The 21,329-nt window shown below is 43.5% G+C and carries 18 protein-coding genes; 5 read left to right on the plus strand and 13 right to left on the minus strand.

What is annotated here, in order from left to right; genetic code table 11:
* Positions 1 to 6: 6 nt before the first annotated feature.
* The 3 genes from AACQ93_RS20475 to AACQ93_RS20485 all read right to left on the minus strand — a co-directional run bounded on the left by AACQ93_RS20475 (position 7) and on the right by AACQ93_RS20485 (position 3,512).
* The gene (locus AACQ93_RS20475; protein WP_064608294.1) at positions 7 to 750 is read right to left on the minus strand and encodes a 3'-5' exonuclease; all 744 of its coding nucleotides are present in this window, start codon (positions 748 to 750) and stop codon (positions 7 to 9) included.
* On the minus strand, positions 750 to 2,630 hold the full coding sequence (locus tag AACQ93_RS20480; protein ID WP_064608296.1) for a DUF294 nucleotidyltransferase-like domain-containing protein: 1,881 nt from the start codon (positions 2,628 to 2,630) through the stop codon (positions 750 to 752). The genes AACQ93_RS20475 and AACQ93_RS20480 overlap by 1 nt, the downstream gene beginning before the upstream one ends.
* A gap of 138 nt (positions 2,631 to 2,768) precedes the next feature.
* Positions 2,769 to 3,512: a helix-turn-helix transcriptional regulator gene (locus AACQ93_RS20485; protein ID WP_064608298.1), complete on the minus strand. Its 744-nt coding sequence runs from the start codon at positions 3,510 to 3,512 to the stop codon at positions 2,769 to 2,771.
* Positions 3,513 to 3,766: 254 nt separating this feature from the next.
* Between AACQ93_RS20485 and AACQ93_RS20490 the strand changes: the two genes are divergently transcribed.
* The 4 genes from AACQ93_RS20490 to AACQ93_RS20505 all read left to right on the plus strand — a co-directional run bounded on the left by AACQ93_RS20490 (position 3,767) and on the right by AACQ93_RS20505 (position 7,749).
* Positions 3,767 to 4,288, plus strand: coding sequence for a GNAT family N-acetyltransferase (locus AACQ93_RS20490; protein ID WP_064608300.1), 522 nt, complete (start codon positions 3,767 to 3,769; stop codon positions 4,286 to 4,288).
* Between the two features lie 218 nt (positions 4,289 to 4,506).
* Complete coding sequence (locus tag AACQ93_RS20495; RefSeq protein WP_064608302.1) at positions 4,507 to 5,559, plus strand: hypothetical protein; 1,053 nt, start codon at positions 4,507 to 4,509, stop codon at positions 5,557 to 5,559.
* Between the two features lie 114 nt (positions 5,560 to 5,673).
* On the plus strand, positions 5,674 to 6,765 hold the full coding sequence (locus AACQ93_RS20500) for a hypothetical protein (RefSeq protein ID WP_084419362.1): 1,092 nt from the start codon (positions 5,674 to 5,676) through the stop codon (positions 6,763 to 6,765).
* 234 nt (positions 6,766 to 6,999) lie between these two features.
* On the plus strand, positions 7,000 to 7,749 hold the full coding sequence (locus tag AACQ93_RS20505; protein WP_064608304.1) for a metal-dependent hydrolase: 750 nt from the start codon (positions 7,000 to 7,002) through the stop codon (positions 7,747 to 7,749).
* 77 nt (positions 7,750 to 7,826) lie between these two features.
* On the opposite strand, the gene AACQ93_RS20510 is transcribed toward AACQ93_RS20505, so the two are convergent.
* The 5 genes from AACQ93_RS20510 to AACQ93_RS20530 form a co-directional block, all read right to left on the minus strand.
* The gene (locus AACQ93_RS20510) at positions 7,827 to 8,189 is read right to left on the minus strand and encodes a hypothetical protein (RefSeq protein ID WP_064608306.1); all 363 of its coding nucleotides are present in this window, start codon (positions 8,187 to 8,189) and stop codon (positions 7,827 to 7,829) included.
* Positions 8,190 to 8,258: 69 nt separating this feature from the next.
* Entirely contained in the window at positions 8,259 to 8,573 is a 315-nt protein-coding gene (locus tag AACQ93_RS20515) for a hypothetical protein (RefSeq protein WP_064608307.1), read from the minus strand.
* A gap of 184 nt (positions 8,574 to 8,757) precedes the next feature.
* The gene (locus tag AACQ93_RS20520; protein ID WP_064608309.1) at positions 8,758 to 9,786 is read right to left on the minus strand and encodes a DUF2235 domain-containing protein; all 1,029 of its coding nucleotides are present in this window, start codon (positions 9,784 to 9,786) and stop codon (positions 8,758 to 8,760) included.
* Positions 9,787 to 10,085: 299 nt separating this feature from the next.
* Positions 10,086 to 10,943 carry a MurR/RpiR family transcriptional regulator gene (locus AACQ93_RS20525; RefSeq protein WP_064608311.1) on the minus strand — a complete coding sequence of 286 codons (858 nt, stop codon included), beginning with the start codon at positions 10,941 to 10,943 and terminating at the stop codon, positions 10,086 to 10,088.
* Positions 10,944 to 11,118: 175 nt separating this feature from the next.
* The gene (locus tag AACQ93_RS20530; RefSeq protein WP_064608313.1) at positions 11,119 to 11,631 is read right to left on the minus strand and encodes a prepilin-type N-terminal cleavage/methylation domain-containing protein; all 513 of its coding nucleotides are present in this window, start codon (positions 11,629 to 11,631) and stop codon (positions 11,119 to 11,121) included.
* A gap of 969 nt (positions 11,632 to 12,600) precedes the next feature.
* On the opposite strand from AACQ93_RS20530, the gene AACQ93_RS20535 reads away from it, so the two are divergent.
* Entirely contained in the window at positions 12,601 to 14,316 is a 1,716-nt protein-coding gene (locus AACQ93_RS20535) for a S8 family peptidase (RefSeq protein ID WP_064609639.1), read from the plus strand.
* Positions 14,317 to 14,358: 42 nt separating this feature from the next.
* On the opposite strand, the gene AACQ93_RS20540 is transcribed toward AACQ93_RS20535, so the two are convergent.
* The 5 genes from AACQ93_RS20540 to AACQ93_RS20560 form a co-directional block, all read right to left on the minus strand.
* Positions 14,359 to 15,138, minus strand: a complete 780-nt coding sequence (locus tag AACQ93_RS20540) for a hypothetical protein (RefSeq protein WP_064608316.1) — start codon at positions 15,136 to 15,138, stop codon at positions 14,359 to 14,361.
* Between the two features lie 189 nt (positions 15,139 to 15,327).
* A complete protein-coding gene (locus AACQ93_RS20545; protein ID WP_064608318.1) occupies positions 15,328 to 16,923 on the minus strand; it encodes a BCCT family transporter in 1,596 nt (531 codons plus the stop codon).
* Between the two features lie 348 nt (positions 16,924 to 17,271).
* On the minus strand, positions 17,272 to 18,912 hold the full coding sequence (locus AACQ93_RS20550) for a Na/Pi cotransporter family protein (RefSeq protein WP_232323371.1): 1,641 nt from the start codon (positions 18,910 to 18,912) through the stop codon (positions 17,272 to 17,274).
* A gap of 300 nt (positions 18,913 to 19,212) precedes the next feature.
* Positions 19,213 to 19,479, minus strand: coding sequence for a hypothetical protein (locus AACQ93_RS20555; protein ID WP_064608322.1), 267 nt, complete (start codon positions 19,477 to 19,479; stop codon positions 19,213 to 19,215).
* A 187-nt stretch (positions 19,480 to 19,666) separates the two neighbouring features.
* Positions 19,667 to 21,163, minus strand: a complete 1,497-nt coding sequence (locus tag AACQ93_RS20560) for an aldehyde dehydrogenase family protein (protein ID WP_064608324.1) — start codon at positions 21,161 to 21,163, stop codon at positions 19,667 to 19,669.
* Between the last annotated feature and the right edge of the window lie 166 nt (positions 21,164 to 21,329).

A 21,329-nucleotide genomic window follows, 5' to 3' on the forward strand; every position in this document is an offset into this window, starting at 1 on the left:
ATAATGCTATTGCCAGATTTCTGACAGTGGCGTTTCCGGTGAAAAGTAATAAGCAATTTGTGCTTGTAACAGTTCAGCGGTCGCCAGAGCATCGGTCAGCGCGTGATGTGGCTGGTAAGCTGGCAGACCATACCGTTGGCGAGCTTTGCCTAAACGTACAGATCCCGGTTTCCTTCCTTTTAAACGGTTCCAGACACCGCCATAGAGACGCTGTTGTATAGCGGCTTCAATAGCAAGAGTATCAATAACCGGGAAGCGAATACCTTCATTAATCCTTGTTTTAAGTGCCTGGTCCATGAATTCCCGTTCGATTCTTTGATAATGAACGACAACAATTTTGCCAGCCAGCGCATCAAGTACACCTTCAAGAATTCTGAGTAAGTCCGGGGCTTCGCTTACCTCTGAATCGGTGATGCCATGAATCACTACGGATTCTTCTTTGAGTGGGCGGTGTGGATTCACGACCCAGTGTGCTGATTCCCGGCAGCGGATGCGATTAATATTGAACGGTACTAACCCGATACTGATTATTTCATCTTTCTTTGGATCCAATCCGGTAGTCTCAAAATCGAGAGCAACAAATTCGACATCCTTTAACGGCGTATCTCCGCTGACAAGTTCTGTGTTGTAGTAACGCTTTAATCGCGCATCCTTAGCTTTATCATGCAGTGTAGAAAAGAATGTCGGCCAGTCCGGTGTATTCCGGGTATTAATCAGTGACCGGGTCTTATCAAAATTTTCTTTGTTCATTAACGTCTGTTGCCCTGATAGCGGAACTTAATGAAGTTCTGTGCATTACTTAGAATTTGAAATGCCGCCTTCAGGTTTCTGCGCTCGAAGTCAGACATATTTTCCGGCTCGATACTGTTGTCAGCTTCAATGCCTGCTTCAATATCCAATGCCTGGTGGCGGATGCGAACCATATAGATAAATTCCATCGCATCACGTAAATCTTGTCCACGTCCTTTAGGTAGAATACCGGCTTCAATAACATCATCCAGCCGCTCAAAGGAGTTCTGAGAACGGGAACCGACAGCAAGGGCATGAACTCTGATCAAGTCGGCAAGCGGTGCTGTGCCACGTCGTTTAAGGTTGATCGAGTTATTGTGGCGTCCGTCTTTCTCCATCACGAAGTCTTTGAAAAAGCCCAGCGGCGGTGTCCGGCGAATGGCGTTACGAGCGAGACAGGCCAGAAATCGGTTATTTCTTCGGGCACGGCGAACAATGAAGCTGTTCAGCTGTTCTGCCCATTTCTCCCGTCCCCAAACACCGTCAAGGTCGAAGAAGATCGAGCTGTTAAGAAGCGCTTGTGGTTTTGGATTGTCTATCCAATCGGCAAAACACTCTTCCCATTGCTGGCGGGTTTTGCGCCATTCCGGGTTGGTTGCCATGACTTCGCCGTCGCAATAGCTGTATCCGCATGCAGCCAGGCCGTCACAGACAAATGTTGCCAGTTTACTGAAGTACTCGCCGTGTATGCGCTCGTCATAACTGTTGTCCAGGATCAGGGCATTGTCCTGATCGGTAACAATCAATTGCTCGTCACGGGCCATTGAGCCCATTGCTACAAGGCAATACTGGATCGGAGGAGGGCCGAGCTCTTCTTCTGCCAATTCCGCCAGTCGTTGTTTGAAACTACGGCCGATAACCGACATTGCGCTGCCGACCATATGGGAGTTGGCATCTTCATTGACCATGCGCACAAAGCAGTCTTTAACCTGCTCAGACAGAGACTTAAGATCTTCTACGGTTTGCTGCTGGAAGATGGCACTAACCAGTAACAGGCTGCTTTGTGACTCATAACGAACGATATCAGTAAGGCCGATGATACCTATCGGGCGTCTGTTTTTAAGGACGGGAAGGTGATGGACGTTATAACGCAGCATGGTCAGCATAGCTTCAAATACATATGCGTTATAGTCCAATGAAATGACCTCGTTGGTCATCACTTCAGAAACAGGTGTCGACACATCAATGCCGCAGGCAAGAACCCGGGTACATAAGTCACGGTCGGTAATAATCCCTACAAGGTGATCACCGTCGTCGTCATCATTGTTAGCTTCAGGATCAACCACTAGAAGGCATGAACTACTGTCCTCCGCCATGGTCTGCGCGGCAACCTGAATAGATTCATCGCGAGCAATCATCAGCGGATCTCGGGTTAGCAGGGTGCGGACTTTCGATGTTGTCAGGTCGTTTGCATCGCTCTGGTTCGAAACGACGTTTCTTAATCTTGCACTTTCTTCGACCTCGACAAAGTCGGCAAAACTATCGAATTCGTCATAAAGGCTGTTAAATAAGTCTTCTGGAATACAGTAAACAAGGGTGTCTTCAATGGCCTTTGCCGGCATGCGGACGCGATTGTTCATCAGCAGCCCCATTTGTCCGAACAGGGCGCCTTCATCAATACGGTTGTAGAGTTCCCCTTTACGGCGGTAAATTTCAACAGCGCCGCTGCGGATCAGAAAAAGGTCATGGATTTCATCTCCGAAATTCAGAATCATTGTACCTGCTCGGTAGTAAGAAACTTCAACCTGCAGGGCTATATGCTGTTGTGTTTCTTCGGGCAGGCTTTCAAAAGGAGGGTACTGGCTGATAAAACCAAGTATTTCAAGTTGTTCTGCTTCCATGACGCGATCCGTATTTGGGTCAAGAATAAGTGGATTTAGTGGGTATAAGTATACCCTGAATACTAAGCGGATGCTTTTATATTCAGCCCTTTAAGGTTGATTTACTCGGCTTTTGACAGCAAAAAAAGTGAGGTTGGATCAGTCGCCGCTGTAAATTTTATGCAGTAGCTGGTTCTGATGTCTGCAATCGGTTTTACGCAAAATACTTTTGATTTGCGACTTGGTGGTTTCTTTGGATACCCCCCGCATTTCGGTTATTTCACTGCCGTCATAACCCTGTGCGAGCAGGGATACGACATGGTGCTCAGCTTGCGTAAGAGTTTCCGGTAGTTTCATCATGCTTCGGGTTATCGGGGCGGAGCCATAGAGGCTTTCGAGTTTGTCACGGGCGATAAAATACTGACACCACGGAACCAGTTGTTCCAAAAGCTGCTGCATCATCAGTTTGCTTCTATGGCTGAACGGTTGTTGGTAGCGGTGAAAGGTAATTGCCAGCATTTGGCCCGGAGCAACAGGGTAGAGCCCGCTGATTGAATAACGAATACCAAGGCGTGGAACCATTTCCTCCCGAAACCAGCCGTCATGAATATGTTTTAGTGGCAGCATTTCTTGTAACTGTATCATTTTTCCGGTCAGGGATTGGCTGATGTAATGCTTCAAATAGGCATCATCATTGCTGTGACGTAGATAAAACTGGTAATCACCTTCTTCGATACCATGTCGCAGTGTCCAGAATTTTCCGGCATGAGGAGGGCTTCCCCAAAATAACAGGCTTAAGTCAGCACCAAGATGTTCACCGATTTGTTTAACTATCTTGTTCAGTTCAATTTCGGTCTGGCCGGCTTCCAGTAGTGCCTTGACCCAGATTTGCGTTCTGTCCATGAAATCAACCTGGCTGTTTTGTGATTATTATGTTTATTGTTATTAGAATGGTAGATTTAAGTTGGTCGAGCAATTATTTACTTTGAGGATGTGATCTAGGCTGAAAATTGTTCACTTTTATTTTAAAAGTTGTTAATAAGGTATCTTGGAGGTGAGCTTCGGGGTAATTAGGTTTCAATCAAGGTGGTAAGAAGTGAATAGTTGGTGCGAAATTTTGAATGCAATTATTAATGGAAGGAGCCATTGTTAACATAATGAAATTCGTAAACTGTAGTTTTGAAAATCACGCTGAAGCTATTTTAGCTATCTTTAATGATGCGATTATTAACTCAACCGCATTGTATGATTACAAACCAAGAACAATGGATAATATGATTCTATGGTTTGAGGAAAAAGAGAAAGGTCATTATCCAGTGATTGGTCTTGTGAATGAAGAAGAACAGTTAATGGGTTTTGCCACCTATGGCCGTTTCAGGATGCAGCCAGCGTTTAAATATACTGTTGAGCATAGTGTTTATCTGCACCGTGACTTCAGAGGCCAGGGCATAGCAACGTTATTGATGGAACAGCTAATTCAACAGGCTAACAGGCAGGATTATCATGTCATGATTGGTGCGATTGATATGGAAAACTGCGGTAGTATAGCCCTGCATCAGAAGTTAGGCTTTATTCATAGTGGGACAATTAACCAAGCTGGTTATAAATTTGGCCGTTGGTTGGATTTAGGCTTATTTCAGAAGATACTAAAAACGCCGAAAAAACCGGAAGAGGGATAAAAAAGGATAGTAATTAATATTGTTGAAAATGTGATTTTGGAATTATTGTGATGTGTTTATAAGCGGTCATTGTACATTCGGGTATGAATATATACTCCATAATGATATTGATAATGTGATCTTTTTATAAAAGTTGTCATTTGCTGTTATTTCTTATTTGCCGGAGAGTATTAGAGCTTCTACTCTTTTTTTGTCCAATAACAACGGAAATAACAAAAATGAAATTACTGACTAAGGGAGTCGTTACTGCGTTAGCGGCTTTCTCATTTTCTGCAAATGCAGCAATAGGTGAACATCCAATAATTCTGATTCATGGTTTTCAGCCCGGCCAGCTCCAGTCTAAACCGGACAGTAAAGCGGTTGAACAAAATGGAGCGGATTACTGGCGTGATTTTTGGCTGGCGAAAGCGGATGATCGGATCGACTGGCCATCGCAGGAACGTATTGCCGGTAAGATCTCGACTGATTATGTATGGCCAAAGCTACAGGAATTATCCCGAAACAAGACATGCGCCAACGGCTGTATTTTTGTTACTCATTCTACCGGTGACCTTGTTGCAAGATATGTTCTGGATAATCAGGCAAACTGGCTGGAAAACGCTGGGATGGCGCAGCTGAATATTGTGGCAACTTTTGATTTTGCCGGTGCTGGTGGTGGTTCTGAGTTAGGCGACTTGGCCGTTGGTGTTGCTGAAGGCAGTGGCTGGATGAACGCAGCACTTACATCTGCAATCAAATTGTGGCTTGGTGAAATTCCAGACAGTAATAATACTGGTGTGTTAAACGATTTGAAGGTCGCTAATGCCCGCCAGTTAGCACCGATGCCAGACGGTCGTATTCCGCGGATCCGTTTCACAGGTGACGGTTCAGATTATTTCAAACTGACCGGAGGGTTCCTACCGGGGCATGATGATGGTGTGGTGGCTAGCCATTCATCTTGTGGAGCCAGCGTAGCAGGAGATTTCAGCAGTTGTTCAGTCAGTGTTGACTATGACGGTAAGCTGGGCACACAGGCGAAAGGTGTCAGTGATTTTATGCCGGATCATTTCCCGTTATTGATGGGTGATGGTTATAGTCACAGTGGTTTGATTAAGAGTGCACACAGTGGTCAGGTAACGGCAGCTAACCAACAAGCTCTGTTGACTGACGGAACAAGATTGAACGTTAACACAACTGACGAAAAATACTGGCTGACAGGCAATTACTATCGCTATGTCGATGGTTCAGACAACCAGACAATGTCTCAACTGGCAGCTGGGTTGCTTCAGTAACTTACTGTTATAGATACGGGTCAGGGAGCACTCTGTTTCCTGGCCTGTATTCGTAAGAGCTAATCTTATTTGAAGAAAGTATCTTTTGGCGATAAAACCAATTACAGAAAATTTATGAGTGATCAAAAACCTGTTGTGTTTCGTGTGGCTTTGGTATTGCTGGCCAGTGCCGCAGTTTCTTATTGGTATTTGGACAGCAAAGAGGATAGCAGCCCTCAACACGAAGTTGTTGCTCAAGCAGACTTAAAGGATTCCGGGCATAAAATAAACACAATGGCTCAGTCGGAAGTTAGCGCAGTTAAACCGCATTCGGCAGTGGGTAAAACTCCTGCAACTCAAGAGAATGATAAGCAACTTGAACTTGAAGTTGTCAGCAAGCAATTTAAAGCCATATCAGAATCTTACGAAAATGAAGTGAAGTTTCCGCCTTATTCGCAACCCATTTCTGAGAACAACCTGAGCTATCTGGAGCCTAATCGTTTCAATGTTGTCGATGTCCCGGTGTTGGATGGCAACAGCACTGCATCTTTGTCGTTGGATAAGTTCCGGTTTTTTTATCCGGAGCCGGTAACTGTTACTTTGAATACAAAGCTGGCAGTTAGCAACATTCGCTTCGAGTTTTATGAGCCAACGACGAAGGAGGTATTTGCATCTCAGCAGACAGGAGAAAGGTCTGTCACTGTCACGCCTGATGAAAACTGGCCTCAGGAAATAAGAGTGAAAGCGATGGTCGATTTTGAGCAGGGCAGTGATATTTTGCTGACTGATTTTAATTTCTTTGTTCCGGCTGCTTATTTGTTATCTGCTGGTGCGCCGATTTCACAGGGAGCGGATATGGTTATCCCTCTGATGATTGATGTAAAACAGGCAGGAATTTACCGCGTTCGGGCGAATCTGTATTCCAATGACGGTAAAGTCATTGCTGCACTGAATAGCAAATCACGCTTGGGTCAGGGGCAAGAATCATTTGAGCTTAAAGTTCATAACAGCGTGTTGAGTGGCACGGACGGGCATTATCAGCTCCGTAACTGGGTAATAGAAAAGATGTCGGGGTTTCCCGGTGAAAAAGCCAGTTTCGGGGTAAGTGAACAAGATGCGATTATATTGGAGCCTTTTGACCCAGCGTCATTGAGTCAGGAACCTTATACGCCAAGTCCGGAGGAGCAGCAGAGACTGGATTTTCTTCGCGAAGCTGCGACTCAGTAGGGTGCTTCAGCAGGCTCAGCTTATCTGCTTACATGAATGCCTGTCAGAAGCTGGTCAATTATGTATAAATAATATTCACTTAACGCCGTATTTGTGGGAAGTTATTGATTTTTATTGATGTCACAAAGAATTGATACATAATACTGTTTATTTATCCAGTTAAAGAGACAATGGCTGTTTTCACAGTTGCTACCCTGAAACGGAAGAAAACAGTCTTGTTCAGTGTGAATATTTGTGGCTAATTTCAAAATGCATCTTGGATCAGCCGCGCTAACCAGTAGTTTGGCGGCTACCGCATTGCTTTCAGCGGGGCATATTGCCCCGATAACCGCCTTGTGGCTGATGTTTGTCGGCACCATGGGTGGATTGCTACCTGATATTGATTCAGACAACTCAACCTCAATGAGTGCGCTTTTCCGGCTATTTGGCGGACTGCTTACCTTTAGTTTCGTCGGACATATTTATCGTGCCGTTTCGATGCTGGAACTGATGGTTTATGCCTCGTTTTGTTACTTTACGATTCGATACAACTTCAAATCTTTGTTGGAAAAAATAACTGTTCACCGCGGCTGTTGCCATTCCCTGGCTTTTATTGCGTTGTCAGCGTTGGCGGTGGTGTATCTGATTTATCTGCTTGGCTACAGTGATATTGCCTGTTGGTTGTCAGGGTTGTTTCTGTTTGGTGGCGGATTGGTTCACTTACTGCTTGATGAGGTTTACAGCGTCGATTTGGCTAACCGGAAAATCAAGATGTCATTCGGTTCGGCATTGAAACTGTGTTCAAACCGAAATCCGGTGATCAGTACTCTGCAGTTTTTATTGATTGGTATTCTTGCTGTTAACAGTCCGCCATGGAGTGATAGTTGGGAATCACTGTCTGACTGGAACAGCTTTAGGCTAAAACCTGACTGGCTGAACCGTGAAGATATCTCTGAGTTTATTCATGATGTGGTGGATTCAACCAATGAGGCAATGACTCCCTGATGGCTAGCTGACGTCACTTGAAACTAAATCAGGCACTTATAAAAAATAAGTGCCTGATTCACGTTATGCGTTCGAAATTAATGACGCATTATTTTCGAGTTGGTTTTCTCTGGGTGTTTCATCAGATGCGTATGCCTGTTTGTTGCTGTTTGAGCCATATCATCAAGGATCCGGCCAAGATCTGAAGTATGCAGGCATTCTAGAACAGTGGGATCACGCTTCAAATTAGATCCTAACTCGTAATGACACTCCCGTTCGGGGTAAAAGTCGATATCACTCTCCCTGTACTTTTTTGTTTCGGTGATTTCATTAAACATGCAGGCCACGGTGTGACAGAAAACGTCATAAACATCATTGGTATTTCTGGCCATGTTAATTCGGTTGCGAAAATCAGGAGTGTAGTTTTTCTCAAGTTTGGAGTATGAAATTTGAGCGGTCATATTTCCTTCCCTCCGTTGTCTTTGGGTGAACCTCCTATTAACTATAGGACGAGGGGAAGGGTCGTCAATTTAGCTGTATTTTCCCCAATCGCGCTTCACAAACCAATTTGTTGGCCAGGCAACAAAATCTTCCGGAGAAAATTTTTCCGTTAGTACTTCCATTTTTACGATCCGTTCAGGAAGAACAGAGAGAATGTGGTGGCGAGGATCACTGTCAAAATCCCACAAGTGATACCGGTCGCACTGGTTTTCTGAAATGCGCTTAGGGCCAAAATCGATGGGGGCGCAGATTTTTGTTGTCTCTGTTCCGTTTTCTTTAGCGATAAAAGTTAAACGGATTTTTTTCTTGTGTTGAATAGCATCAATAAAGTTGTCTTGATACATAGCGATATGCCCTGAGTATTATGTGTTACATAACTCATATCCTAAGGGAGAGGGAGAATAAAAACTGAGATTTTACTCTAAAAAGCAATATTGTGATGGTATTAATAGAAATGGGTAATGTCGGGGGAAAGAGCAGGGAGGACCTGCTCTTATGATTGATACATAGTTCAAGGAGCCTGAAGAATCAGTCTTCCCAAATTGGTGGCCATTCACCATGTTTATTGATGTATGAGTCGATGGGTTTACTGCGGTACTTGCTGTCGTACCGTTCCCGAACACTTTTGTGAACCCTGGTCGGTGTCTGGTCTTGAGCCGGGATTTCACGTACATGTTTACCAAGCAGTAGATATTTACGTTTGTACTCATTGTGCTGGCTGGCCAGTGCATTCGTATTGACAGGTTTCAACGCAGGTTCAAACTCTAACCCACTTTGTTCAGCTTCGTTCAGTAGCCAGAGCATAGGAATATCGGACAAGACGGTACCGTCAGCATCCGGTTTATAACTGCCACCGACATCACAGTGAACACCGGAAAACCATACCTGCTCAAGGTCGACACCTTCACGAGGCTCCCAGATGGTTGGTTTGAAATCATCTCGCTGTTCATCAAGTGACAGGGCATGACGAGCTTTAACGATATTGCTGCCGAGCTTGCGATCATAGAATAGGTGTCTGTCGTCAATATCGCTGAAAATACTGAATGGCAGACCCATTGCTCCTACTGTATCCCATACGCCGATAAAATGAATTTTCACTCTACTTTCGATGGTGTAGTTTTGCCGCCAGCTGACAGAGTAGGGGCTTTGCGGTTTGTTATCCTTGTTTTTATAAAGTTCGAATGCTTCTTCTATCCGGCTGCCGTGCATACTTTTCAATATGCTGCAGTTATTGATCATTCCGCATAAGCTGCGCACGGTATAAGCGCCTCGGCTGAAGCCAAATAGGTAGATTTCATCACCTGCTTCATAGTTATGAACCAGGAAGCGATACGCATCCATGATGTTTTTTTCCAGCCCTTTACCGATACCGCCTCCGGTAAATTTGTCGTGGTAAGAGCCGATCCCCCAATCGTAAAATACGATTTGGCTGATACCTTTAGAACTGGTAGGGCGAATCCCTCTGGCAAGTTTCAGCACATTGGTCGGGAAGTCTTCTTCACCATACTGCTCGGGGCGGTTCCAGGTACCATCGGAACATATAATTATCCTTTTCATACATGATCCTCCGTTTAATACCAAACTAAACAATAATCTGAGTCAACAGAGTGCCGGAGCTCGGGTATAGCGGGTTGAAGGAGCGCCGAACTATGATTCAGTTTGGTATATAACCATATAAAATGTAGCTGAATATGCCCGGGACTCTAAGTATCGAGTTCACAACTCGAAGAGAAGGAAGAGAAGATTAGTGATTATTTTCGGGTGAAGGATGGATTAATTTGGGGATTGAATTTCAGAATAATTACGAGAAAGCGCTACTGAAGCCTCCCACCGAAGGCTTTCAGAACCGTTTTATATTAATGATTTGAAGCTGCTTTATTGTCGTCATTTTCATCTTGTCGGTAGGCTAGCGAGACAGCTAATGTCTGCGCGAGGCACATAGAAGCAGATTGTGATCGGAAGGCATCAACTTGTGCTTCCTTCACTACAAAGCAAACATCACTAAACGAGGCTAGTGGGCTGATTTGGCTGTCAGTAATGACAATTTGTTTTGCGCCGACTTCAGATACAATCTCACTCAGTTCGACTGTCTCTCTTGCGTAAGGGGTGAAACTAACAGAAATCACAGCATCTTTGGGGCCAATCATGCCAAGCTGTTCGTGGAACATGCCGCCGATGCCGTCAATCAGGAATGATCGGCGCTCCAGATGGCGTAAGGCATAGGTCAGATAGGTGGCAATACTAAAAGAGCGACGTAGACCCATAACATAGATGTTTTCGGCATTAGCCAAGATCTCAACTGCTTCATCAAGCTTTTCCGGTGCTGTTTGAGCGGCAAGCTGCTTCATTGCCTGTGCATTCGCTCGGGCAAACTCTCTAAGAATATCTTCCGGGCGCTCAGGTGGTGTTTCGTCACCTTCCTGCTCTTTAAACAGGCGTGCTCTGTCGGTATAGCTTGCCGTCTCTTCGACCAGGTTTTTCCGGAATAGCTGTTTCATTTCATTGAAACCAGAAAAGTCGAATGCGTTAGCGAACCGGATCAGGGTTGAAGGCGGAACATTAGCTTGCTTGGCGATAACTGCAACGGTATCAAAAGCAATACTGTTACTATTATCTAATACATATTCAGCAACTTGCTGAAGTCGTTTGCTCAAATCATTATAGCGTGAGCGAATTTGATCCTGGAGCTCTGTCAGATTAGTTGCTACAGACATGCCACCTCTCCCTATTTTTACTCTCCTTAGATTGTAGAGATTTGAGAGATAACATGAAACGTTTTTTCAAAAGTTGAGAAAAAAAAAGCTTTTTGAAACGTACATTTCCAGGCAGATCACAATGTCATCGTTTACAAAATTAGTTATTCAATCGTCTAGCTTGTTAGGGGACAGATCAGATAGTGTCGCGCTCAATTAATTCAACACGTCCATCAAGCTCATGGTAGATCAAAGAAAATGGGGCAGAATTAAATTTGTAAATGCAGATGTTCCCGGAGGCACTGTTTTCATCTGAGCTTCCTTTACTTTCACTGGACTCTTTAACCTCATAATCATCTCTGGTCAGGTTTGAATCAGGAAGCAGGTTTTCGAGAATGTCTTGGCATTCTTGCGTGCCTGAAATCAATCTGGGATAACCATATTTATTGAAATGTAGGTCATAGATTTTGTATCCCCAGTTTCCTTCTCTTCCTTCTTTAATATTAGGATTTGGTTCGCCATCGACCAGCCATTTGCTGTTAAACAGAGTGACAGCAGTAGAGAAGGAGGCCTTAAGACTTCGGAAGGTTGATACTCGGGCATCATCCTGAACATTCAGAAATCTTGGTGCGGCAGTGACAGACAAAACAGCAAGAAGAACAATAACGACAACCAGTTCAATTAACGAAAAACCACTTTGAGACTTCATTGAGTTTGTTTCCTGACCATAGTTTCTGCCAAAAAATGCATGATAAGCATTACGTAGTGCATAAAAGCGACTGTGCAATATAACACACATCTAGAGTATGTGCTCTAGAGTGGGTATGAAAAGTGAACAGATGAATAACAAATACAAAATCTGTATCTAATTTATTTCGTTTGAACATTGTGTGACTAAGTTTGGTGTGAATAAGTTTGGTAGAAAATGGTATTCAGAGGTGAAGTACAGATGTTGCGTGCATGAAATGATGATTGTTTCTGAACGTTTATATCTTGATAAGGCTTAAATAGTTATAAGTTCTTATAGAAGCAATAAAGCATAAAGTAAAAATAACTCGTCAATGCACTTTGTCCATTTGTTAGGAGTATGAGTTGTCTGATGTTTTTTATAAGGTTGATAGGGTGGATTGCTTCTATAGTTCATTTTTAAAAAATGATTTTAATTTGTTGGGGAAGGTTATTTAATTTGTTTTTTATCAATAAATCACAACTTAAGTTTATGTGATGGTGATTCCAAACCTATTTGCAATACTATTTAATTGATAATGCTGTATAGATTTAATGGAAATAAGTCTTGCTTGGGTCAAAGTTGTATTAAAGGGTTATATTTGTGTGACATTCTGCGAAACTATCTATCATGGTGTGGCTGTTATCTATCTCATTGATTTATTTGTTGTATAATGAATCGTTTGGCTCTGCTGACCAATTCCTCCTAGCAGCATATCCTTGCCATCAATTCATAATTTTTGGTTATAACTAAGTGTGATATCGGCCTGTTTTATATTGATTATCAGGATGTTAATGTTTGTCTCGCTTTAAAACTCTATTAGAACAAAAGCTTAATCAGGCAACTCCGTATTGATAATACACTTTGCCCAGAGGAAAAGTATTATTGGGTTTCATATCAATACTAACTTGCTTATCGCTAATAAAGAACCGTTATATGAAGGACAATATAATGAAAGCAAGACAATTCTATCTTTCTGCTCTTTCCGGCGCTGTGATGGCGGCTATTTCAGTTCCGGCTTTGGCTGCCAGTGATGATATTCAGCCAGCACCCTTTGAACAGTTAACAACTGTGAAAGGTACTATTATTGAGCAGGTTCAACAGGCTCCACAAATTAGAACTCGCGCAAAAAGAAGTTTATATGATAGTGCTACCGGTCAGTTAGAAGGGGACTGGTTTAATTTAGACCCTGAAATGGATGGTATGGAAGGCTCAAGTGTCGATCGTGTCTACGACACAATTACGATGCAGCCAAGTCATCAACCTGTTGTTGTTGCTGTTATCGATTCCGGTGTGGATGTTCATCATGAAGATCTACAGGGACATATCTGGGAAAACCCGTATGAAATTCCTAATAATGGTTTTGATGACGACTTCAACGGTTATGTCGACGATGTTCATGGCTGGAACTTCATCGGTGGTCGAGATGGCTCTCACGTAGCACACGATACATTGGTTGTTACCCGTGAATATAAGCGTTACCTGGCCTACAAGAAGTTTGGCATGTGGCTGACTCCCGACGAAAAAGCTTATTTTGAAGGTGTAGAAAAAGACTACCTGTCAGCGTCTTCTGAAGCTCAGAAGAAATACGACAACTTCAAGCCAATGTATGATCAGGCTCAGTCAAGCAAAGCAATTCTTGAAGCCATGCTAGACCAAAAGGATTTCTCTTTGGCTGCACTTGAGCAAATTAACAGCGATGATCCTGAAGTTACTGAAGCGGCTGACTTCCTGGTTAAAACGCTGTCTGTATGGCGTTCAATGGAATATCTAGATGCGATGATGGAGCGTTATGGTGATGATGTAAATTATCACTACAACCTGGATTATGATCCTCGTGCTGAAATCGTTAAAGACTCGCCATTTAATCCATGGGAATCTGATTACGGTAACAATGATGTAATCGGCCCTGATGCGTCTCACGGTACACACGTTGCAGGTATTATTGCCGCAGACCGCTACAACCAGCTGGGTGTAAGAGGTGTTTCTGATAACGTTAAGATCATGGCATTGCGTGTTGTACCAAATGGCGATGAACGCGATAAAGATATTGCCAATGCGGTTTACTATGCGGTTGATAATGGCGCGAAAATTATCAACATGAGCTTTGGTAAAGCGTACTCACCATATAAAGGCATTGTTGATGAAGCATTCCGTTATGCTTCACGTCGTGGTGTACTGCTGGTTCACTCAGCGGGTAACAGCCATACCAACAATGATATTAAACCTAGCTATCCAAACCGCTTCTCTTTGTACTATCCGGGCGAGCGTATCGGTACATGGCTGGATATCGGTGCATCAGCCAATTATAAAGATGCGAAAATGGCTGCCAGCTTTACTAACTTCGGTAAAGACAGTGTTGACCTGTTCGCGCCAGGTTACAAGATCATGTCCACCACGCCGGGTAATGAATATCAGGCATTCAGTGGCACAAGTATGGCATCACCGGTTGTTTCCGGGGTTGCAGCTCTTGCTCTGACATACTTCCCTGACTTGGATGGCCATGAACTGAAGAAAGCGATTCTGGAATCAGTCAGAACTTATGAAGGTCACATGGTTACAAACCCTGCGACTAAAGAGACTGTTCCTTTTGCAGACTTGTCTGCAACCGGTGGCGTAGTAGATGCCTACCAGTTACTACAAAATTTGCAGAACCAGCAACAGTAATGTGAGCTAATCGCAAGCAGAAAAAGCGGGTAGGGGAAAGCGCTACCCGCTTTTGTTTTGGGATGTAATGGATAATTCCTTGTCTCCCTCACAAGACTGTCCTATTTCCCACAGTGCCTGGAACCATTCTCGGGCTAATTTAGTCATCTCTTTTCCACTTACTTTATAGCGAATTGTTTGTTCTATTAGTGCCGGATCAGAGCGAAACATTAAAAAAACCAAATCGTCATCGAAAATAATCATGTTGATAAAAGGTGTTTCTTCACGCCATTCAAGGCTTTTGAAGACCCTGTTGCTGATATTTTTTTGTTTTGTGCATTCTTCATCGAACCAATCCTGGTTTGCATCATTACTTATTCCGACCAATCTAAGGTAAGTGCGTCCCGATTGGGCACTGGTCCATTTATCAAGGTCTTCGTACCATTGAGACGCTCCGGGCGAATAGCTTTTCAAAGTTTTTGGCGGATCTGGACGAAAACCTGTCGCCCAGACTTCTTTATCTGTATCTGATAAAGCGTCACTTAATTCTCTGAATATCTGGTCTGTTGATGTGATTGACTTAAATTCCTGAAAACCCTCTCTTCTGAAAAGATCCGATGCTTGTTCCCATCTAATATCAGCTTTTTTTCCAATATGCTCGACTCGAGCGGCAATGACTGCTACGAAAATCAGAACCAGCATAAGAATTGTCTCTGTTTCCAGAATGGCTTTCAGCTTTCCTAGTTTTCCTTGCGGGAGAAAGTGGAGAACATATGCGCCAATAAAAACGAAAGTTAGTATGCCATAGACATAGTGATGCCACTCTGATAGATAACTCAGCACGATAAGCCTCTCTGAAGTCGTATGTCTGATTAACCGAGAATTAAGGGATGATCTTTCAGCCAGGAAAATATCTGATGTGAAAGTATAGTAAGAATACGGAGTCTGTAATGGGAAAGTAGAGAAGGGCTGTGTTTATTGAGATAAAAAAACGCCACCTTTTAGGTGGCGTTTTTGAATTAACGAGGAGAATTAGTTGGTTACCGGCGTGCGGTAATACACCATTTCGGTTCTCATTCCCATCACTAAGCTCACGCACATGATCAGCAGGATGACACAGAATGGCAGGGCTGTTGAAATTGCTCCGGCCTGAAGTGCCTGGATTGCTTCCTGACCGCCGACCCAAAGCAGAACTGCTGCAATAGCACCTTCTACTGTAGCCCAGAAGATACGCTGCGGAACAGGTGCATCAACTTTACCGCCAGCAGTAATACTATCGATAACCAGCGATGCTGAGTCTGATGATGTGATGAAGAAAATCATTACCAGAGCGATAGAAATCACTGAAAGAACGGTGCTGAATGGAAGCGCTTCATAAACATTGAAAAGTGACAGCGTAATGTCATTCAGGCCATTGGTACCAAGTTCACCCACTTTGTTGATGACCTGATCGATAGCAATACCACCGAATACAGACATCCAAACCAGAGTCACCAGGGTAGGGATGAATACAACAGCACAAATGAATTCACGAACTGTACGGCCTTTAGATACGCGGGCAATAAACATACCTACACATGGCGACCATGAAATCCACCATGCCCAGTAGAATACGGTCCAGCCGTGCATCCATGCTTCGTCTTCACGACCATGCGGGTTACTTAGCGGAATAATATTTTCGATGTATCCCAGCAGAGCTGTCTTAATAGAGTCAAAGAAAACAGCAAAGCCAACCAATGTCATGAATACCAAAAGGGCAAAAGCGACAAGCAAGTTAGTATTACTCAGTACTTTTACACCGCCATCAATACCACGCATGACCGAGATAACAGCCAGAGCCGTAACAAATACAATCACGCCCAGTTGCAGGCCGATACCAGATTCAAAGCCGAATACATGAGTAATACCGCTTGAAGCCTGTTGTGCACCTAAGCCCAGAGACGTTGCAAGGCCAAACAGTGTTGCCAGTACGGTCAGAATATCGATGATATGACCAAACCAACCCCAGGTGCGATCACCCAGAATAGGATAGAAAATGGAGCGCATTGACAGAGGTAGGCCTTTGTTAAATGCGAAGAAAGCCAGTGCCAGCGCAACAACAGCATACATAGACCATGGATGAAGCCCCCAGTGGAACATGGTGGCACCCAGTGCAAGCTTGGCCGCTTCTGGAGTATTTGCTTCAACACCCAGAGGTGTTTCATACCAACCGGTAAAGTAAGCAACCGGCTCTGCTACGCCCCAGAACATCAGGCCGATACCCATTCCAGCAGCAAAAAGCATGGCGAACCAGGAAAAGTTTGAGTGCTCTGGTTGGGCATCTGCACCACCAATACGGATTTTTCCGAATGGTGAAGCAATTAAAAACAAGCCGAAAAGTAAGAAGATATTGCCGGACCACATAATAAGTCCGTCGAAATTATTAATGATTTTCCATTTGATCCCGTCAAGTGCAGCTTTAGCTGTTGCTGGATCGGCAGCCAGAATAGCTACGATGAAGAGTGTTATTAGTCCGGCACTGATTCCAAAGACCGGGTTATGTACATCAAAACCCCATTTCTGAATATTGTCCTGTCCAACTGTATAGTCAGTATTTTCGATACTGTACTTATCAATAACTTGTGTCATTGTCCCTCGCTTATTGATTTGTGCTCTAAACTAATTCTTCGGCTTTTTGCCCCTTTCCCTGAAGCAGAAAATCACAAAAGCTTAGTGCTCAAATATATTTTGTGCGGAAAATAATAACAGGAATGATACTAAATGCCAAATGTATGTAAAAATTTGGTTTCAAAATGCCAGTAAGGCATTGATATATAGTGGTATAAAGCTTGTTTTGTTTTTTTTTGACATATTCATAAATCATGACGAGAAGAAGGTAATTGGTAAAATGGTTAGCCCTCTAAACGTTCGGGTTTTATTAGTGCTGAAATGGTTGAATTGGTCGTGACATGACGGGATAAAATGAGCAGGCATCTGCTAATGCACTTCAGGAGGAGCTACCTTTTTCGCAATGCGCTTTAGCAGGGTATAAATTCGCTTGAAGCTATCAAGGATAGTCATTTCCATTCGGATCGCTTCGATATGGTCTTTACTGACTCTGGCCAGCTCTTTGCTCTGAATATCCATGGCCTGTTTAATCAGGCTGGAGATATCTTGCTTCATATTGAGAACATCGTTGGCTGCATTCTGATCATCATTTTTGACTGCCAGTATGGTTGCACTGATGGCTTCAATAAGTTTTTCACCTAGCTTGGAATTAAGATGTCGCATTGTCTCACTGGGTTGGATGTTTTCATCCAATGCGCGATAAGCAAGGTTGGTAAGGTCATACTCTATGACATCACCGATACTTTCAAACTCATCCGCTGTAATCATCACTCGCTCAATATAGGAACTTTCTTGTTCAGTTAGCGGTTGTTGTCTTATTGCCCCCAGATAACGCAATACTTCACTTTCGAGTATGTCGACTTTGTCATCCATCTCTCTGACTTTCTCAAATTTTCTCCTGTCTCTGTTCATTGAACCTAAACGAAACTCGCTCAACATACGATGGACAATCTCTCCCATGCGTGCAGCTTCCAGTTGAGCTCGCTGAAGTGCTAAAGATGGTGTTTCGATTAGTGACTCATCAAGGTACTTAGGGCTAATGATGATTTTTTGGGTTTCTTTCTTATGCGGGATGATCCATAAAACAAGTTTAGCCATGTAATTTGTAAAGCTGATAAATATCAATGTGTTAATCACATTGAATAGAGTATGAGCGTTAGCTATTTGACGAGGTGCTTCTGCTGCCAGTCGGGTTGTGCCTGTCAGTTCAGGATAAGATGGTGAAATAGTGATAATCCATTCAGAAAGTACAGAAACAAATGGTAGCCAAATGATCACGCCGCCGATATTGAAAAATAGGTGTACACAGGCTGCACGAAGGGCTTCGCGTGATTTACCGATTGCTGCTAGTTGTGCGGTAAAGCAGGTGCCGATATTGGAACCAAAGGCCAGCAAAATTCCTGCTTCAAGACTGATCAGACCCTGTCCGGCCATAGTGATGACAATGGCTGTCGTCGCTGATGACGATTGGACTAATGCTGTAAATAAGGCACCCACTAATATAGCCAACAAAGGCTGTACCATTTTATTCATCAGTTCCAAGAAAGGCTCGAAGCTGCGAAGTGGGTGCATAGCATCACCCATCAGGCCCATACCAAAAAAGATCAAGCCCAGGCCCATTAGCATGCTGCCATAGTGCTGAAAACGTTCTGTTTTGGCTGTAAACATCAGCAGAAAGCCGAGTGCAATTATCCAGAGTGCGGCTTCTTCTATTTTAAAAGCTACAATCTGTGCAGTGATGGTTGTGCCGACGTTAGCCCCCATGATGATGCCGATTGACTGAGCCATCGTCATCATTCCGGCAGAGACAAAACCAACGACCAATACTGTAGTAATAGATGACGACTGCACAACAGCAGTCACGAATGCGCCGGTTAGTGCGCCGGTGAAGCGATTACGGGTAAGTTTGGCCAGCAGGTCTTTCATTTGATCGCCGAGTGCTGATTTTAGCGCGTCGGACATCTGATCCATACCGAACAGGAACAAAGCAAGGCCACCAAACAAGCCCATAGCCATGTCCGCCCAATCGATGTCACCAGGAAGGGATTCACTTGCAAAAGCACTAAATGAAGCTAATAAAAGAAAAAGTAATCCCCAGATAAAAGGGGATGAAAAAAATAGCTTGTCTTTGATTTTTATTAAACAGCGTCTGTTCAAGGCAAGCCCTCCGACTGGCATTTTTTATCGGTTTTATTGTTTTGTCATATTTAGTCTAGAAACCAAGAGGAGGGCTTGCCTGAAAGGGGTAAGAAATTGTGACCATGAAGTTAAAATAGCTGGCTTCTTTTATTGGTAAGATTAAAGCTAATGTTATTTCTTCCTGAACTCAGCAAGCCCATCAATACCTGAGCGGGCAACAATCTTTGCTGTATCATCAAGGATGGGCTGATCGTCAGTATCTTCGTCGGAATTAAAGAAATACAGAAGACCATTGCCAAAAAGCGCAATGGCTGAAAATGCAGCAACAATCATAGGGATGATGCCAAGTATATTCATATAGGAAAGGATCAACGCAACTATCAGCAACACGCTATTAATAGTTATCCCTTTAAGTCTTTTCTTTTTTAGTTTTGTCATTGTATTTCCCATCACCAAAGGTGAGATTTTTTATTAGCAATTGAAAAAGAGAATGAAAATCACGGTGCCATAATTTGCCTGTACAAAGGTTGAGAAAGGTCTTGTTTTTGAGGGTGTTTGAGGTGAGCGTTTGTAAAAAAAGCCGCAGGCGGTATACACCTACGGCTGATAATTAGCTTCTTAACTGTCAGAACAGTCCCATTGGTTTAGTGCTGTAAGACGTCAGAATATTCTTGGTATGGCGGTATGAGTTCAGCATCATCATGTGTGTCTCACGGCCAATACCTGATTTCTTATAACCACCAAATGAAGCGTGTGATGGATACATATGATAGCAGTTCACCCATACACGACCGGCTTCGATACCGCGGGATAGCCTGTGGATTTGGTGAGCATCACGTGACCATACGCCGGAGCCTAATCCGTACATGGTATCGTTGGCAATAGCCAGCGCTTCTTCTTCATCTTTAAAGGTTGTGACTGCCAGAACTGGTCCAAAGATTTCCTCCTGGAAGATCCGCATTTTGTTGTCGCCTTTGAAGATCGTTGGCTTAATGTAGTTGCCGTTCGGATAGTTCGGGTTGTCATATTTTTCCCCGCCGATCAGACATTCTGCGCCTTCTTCTTTACCGATACGAATGTACTCCAGAATTGTTTCCATTTGAGCAACAGAGCACTGAGCACCCATCTTGGTTTCTGTATCCAGTGGGTTTTCCTGTGTAATAGCTTCTATACGTTCCAAAACACGCTTCATTAATGGTTCGTAGATTGACTCCTGAATCAGGGCGCGAGAAGGGCAAGTGCAGACTTCACCTGAGTTAAAGGCAAACAACACTAATCCTTCTACAGCTTTATCAAAGAACTCATCATCAGCATCCATGATGGATTCAGTAAAGATGTTCGGTGATTTACCACCCAATTCCAGAGTGGAAGGAATAATATTCTCTGCTGCATACTGCATGATTAGCTTGCCGACAGCAGTTTCACCAGTGAAGCCGACCTTCTTAATATCCGGGTGAGTTGAAAGGTATTTACCGATCTTACCGCCAGCACCATTGATGATGTTGACCACACCTTTCGGTAGTACATCCTGGATTGTTTCCATAAGCAGTAATACAGACATAGGTGTTGCACTGGCAGGTTTCAATACTACACAGTTACCAGCGGCGATAGCAGGAGCAATTTTCCAGGCAGCCATCAGTAGTGGGAAGTTCCATGGAATGATCTGGGCAACAACGCCTAGTGGTTCATAAATTTCTTGAGAAATCGTGTTTTCATCAAGGTCAGAAACCGAGCCGGATTCACTACGGATGACAGAAGCAAAGTAACGGAAATGGTCGATAACCAGTGGTACGTCAGCGTTTAGTGTTTCTCTGACTGCTTTACCATTGTCCAGAGTTTCTGCAATTGCCAGATTTTCCAGGTTGGCTTCAATAGCATCGGCAATTTTATTTAGCAGGGTACTTCTTTCAATGACGGAGGTGTGCTTGTATGACTCAAACGCTTTTTTTGCAGCGGCCACAGCCATATCAATATCCGCTTCATTAGAGCGTGGAATGCGGGTTAAATGCTCACCATCAACTGGTGATACGTTATCAGAATACTCTCCGCTTAATGGGGCGACCCATTCTCCACCAATAAAGTTTTCGAATTGTTCTTTATACTGAGGTTTCGCGTATATCATTTTTATTACCTTGTTGTTTTCGTTATTGATAAAAATGCTATTCATTGATAGCAAAGTATTACTTGTGGTTTTTATAATTAAATGTGGAGATAATGATATTTATATATAATTGAAATTCATTATCATCTACCTGATTACAGTATCTGATCTTGTTTAAGAAGGTCAT

The organism is Photobacterium sp. J15 (assembly GCF_963870815.1).
Lineage (GTDB): Bacteria > Pseudomonadota > Gammaproteobacteria > Enterobacterales > Vibrionaceae > Photobacterium > Photobacterium marinum.

Bases quoted from the DNA above. Each gene is read 5' to 3' on its own strand.
- AACQ93_RS20475 (WP_064608294.1), bottom strand. From the start codon at position 750: ATGAACAAAGAAAATTTTGATAAGACCCGGTCACTGATTAATACCCGG.
- AACQ93_RS20480 (WP_064608296.1), bottom strand. From the start codon at position 2,630: ATGGAAGCAGAACAACTTGAAATACTTGGTTTTATCAGCCAGTACCCT.
- AACQ93_RS20485 (WP_064608298.1), bottom strand. From the start codon at position 3,512: ATGGACAGAACGCAAATCTGGGTCAAGGCACTACTGGAAGCCGGCCAG.
- AACQ93_RS20490 (WP_064608300.1), top strand. From the start codon at position 3,767: ATGAAATTCGTAAACTGTAGTTTTGAAAATCACGCTGAAGCTATTTTA.
- AACQ93_RS20495 (WP_064608302.1), top strand. From the start codon at position 4,507: ATGAAATTACTGACTAAGGGAGTCGTTACTGCGTTAGCGGCTTTCTCA.
- AACQ93_RS20500 (WP_084419362.1), top strand. From the start codon at position 5,674: ATGAGTGATCAAAAACCTGTTGTGTTTCGTGTGGCTTTGGTATTGCTG.
- AACQ93_RS20510 (WP_064608306.1), bottom strand. From the start codon at position 8,189: ATGACCGCTCAAATTTCATACTCCAAACTTGAGAAAAACTACACTCCT.
- AACQ93_RS20515 (WP_064608307.1), bottom strand. From the start codon at position 8,573: ATGTATCAAGACAACTTTATTGATGCTATTCAACACAAGAAAAAAATC.
- AACQ93_RS20520 (WP_064608309.1), bottom strand. From the start codon at position 9,786: ATGAAAAGGATAATTATATGTTCCGATGGTACCTGGAACCGCCCCGAG.
- AACQ93_RS20525 (WP_064608311.1), bottom strand. From the start codon at position 10,943: ATGTCTGTAGCAACTAATCTGACAGAGCTCCAGGATCAAATTCGCTCA.
- AACQ93_RS20530 (WP_064608313.1), bottom strand. From the start codon at position 11,631: ATGAAGTCTCAAAGTGGTTTTTCGTTAATTGAACTGGTTGTCGTTATT.
- AACQ93_RS20535 (WP_064609639.1), top strand. From the start codon at position 12,601: ATGAAAGCAAGACAATTCTATCTTTCTGCTCTTTCCGGCGCTGTGATG.
- AACQ93_RS20545 (WP_064608318.1), bottom strand. From the start codon at position 16,923: ATGACACAAGTTATTGATAAGTACAGTATCGAAAATACTGACTATACA.
- AACQ93_RS20550 (WP_232323371.1), bottom strand. From the start codon at position 18,912: ATGGGCTTGTTTGGTGGCCTTGCTTTGTTCCTGTTCGGTATGGATCAG.
- AACQ93_RS20555 (WP_064608322.1), bottom strand. From the start codon at position 19,479: ATGACAAAACTAAAAAAGAAAAGACTTAAAGGGATAACTATTAATAGC.
- AACQ93_RS20560 (WP_064608324.1), bottom strand. From the start codon at position 21,163: ATGATATACGCGAAACCTCAGTATAAAGAACAATTCGAAAACTTTATT.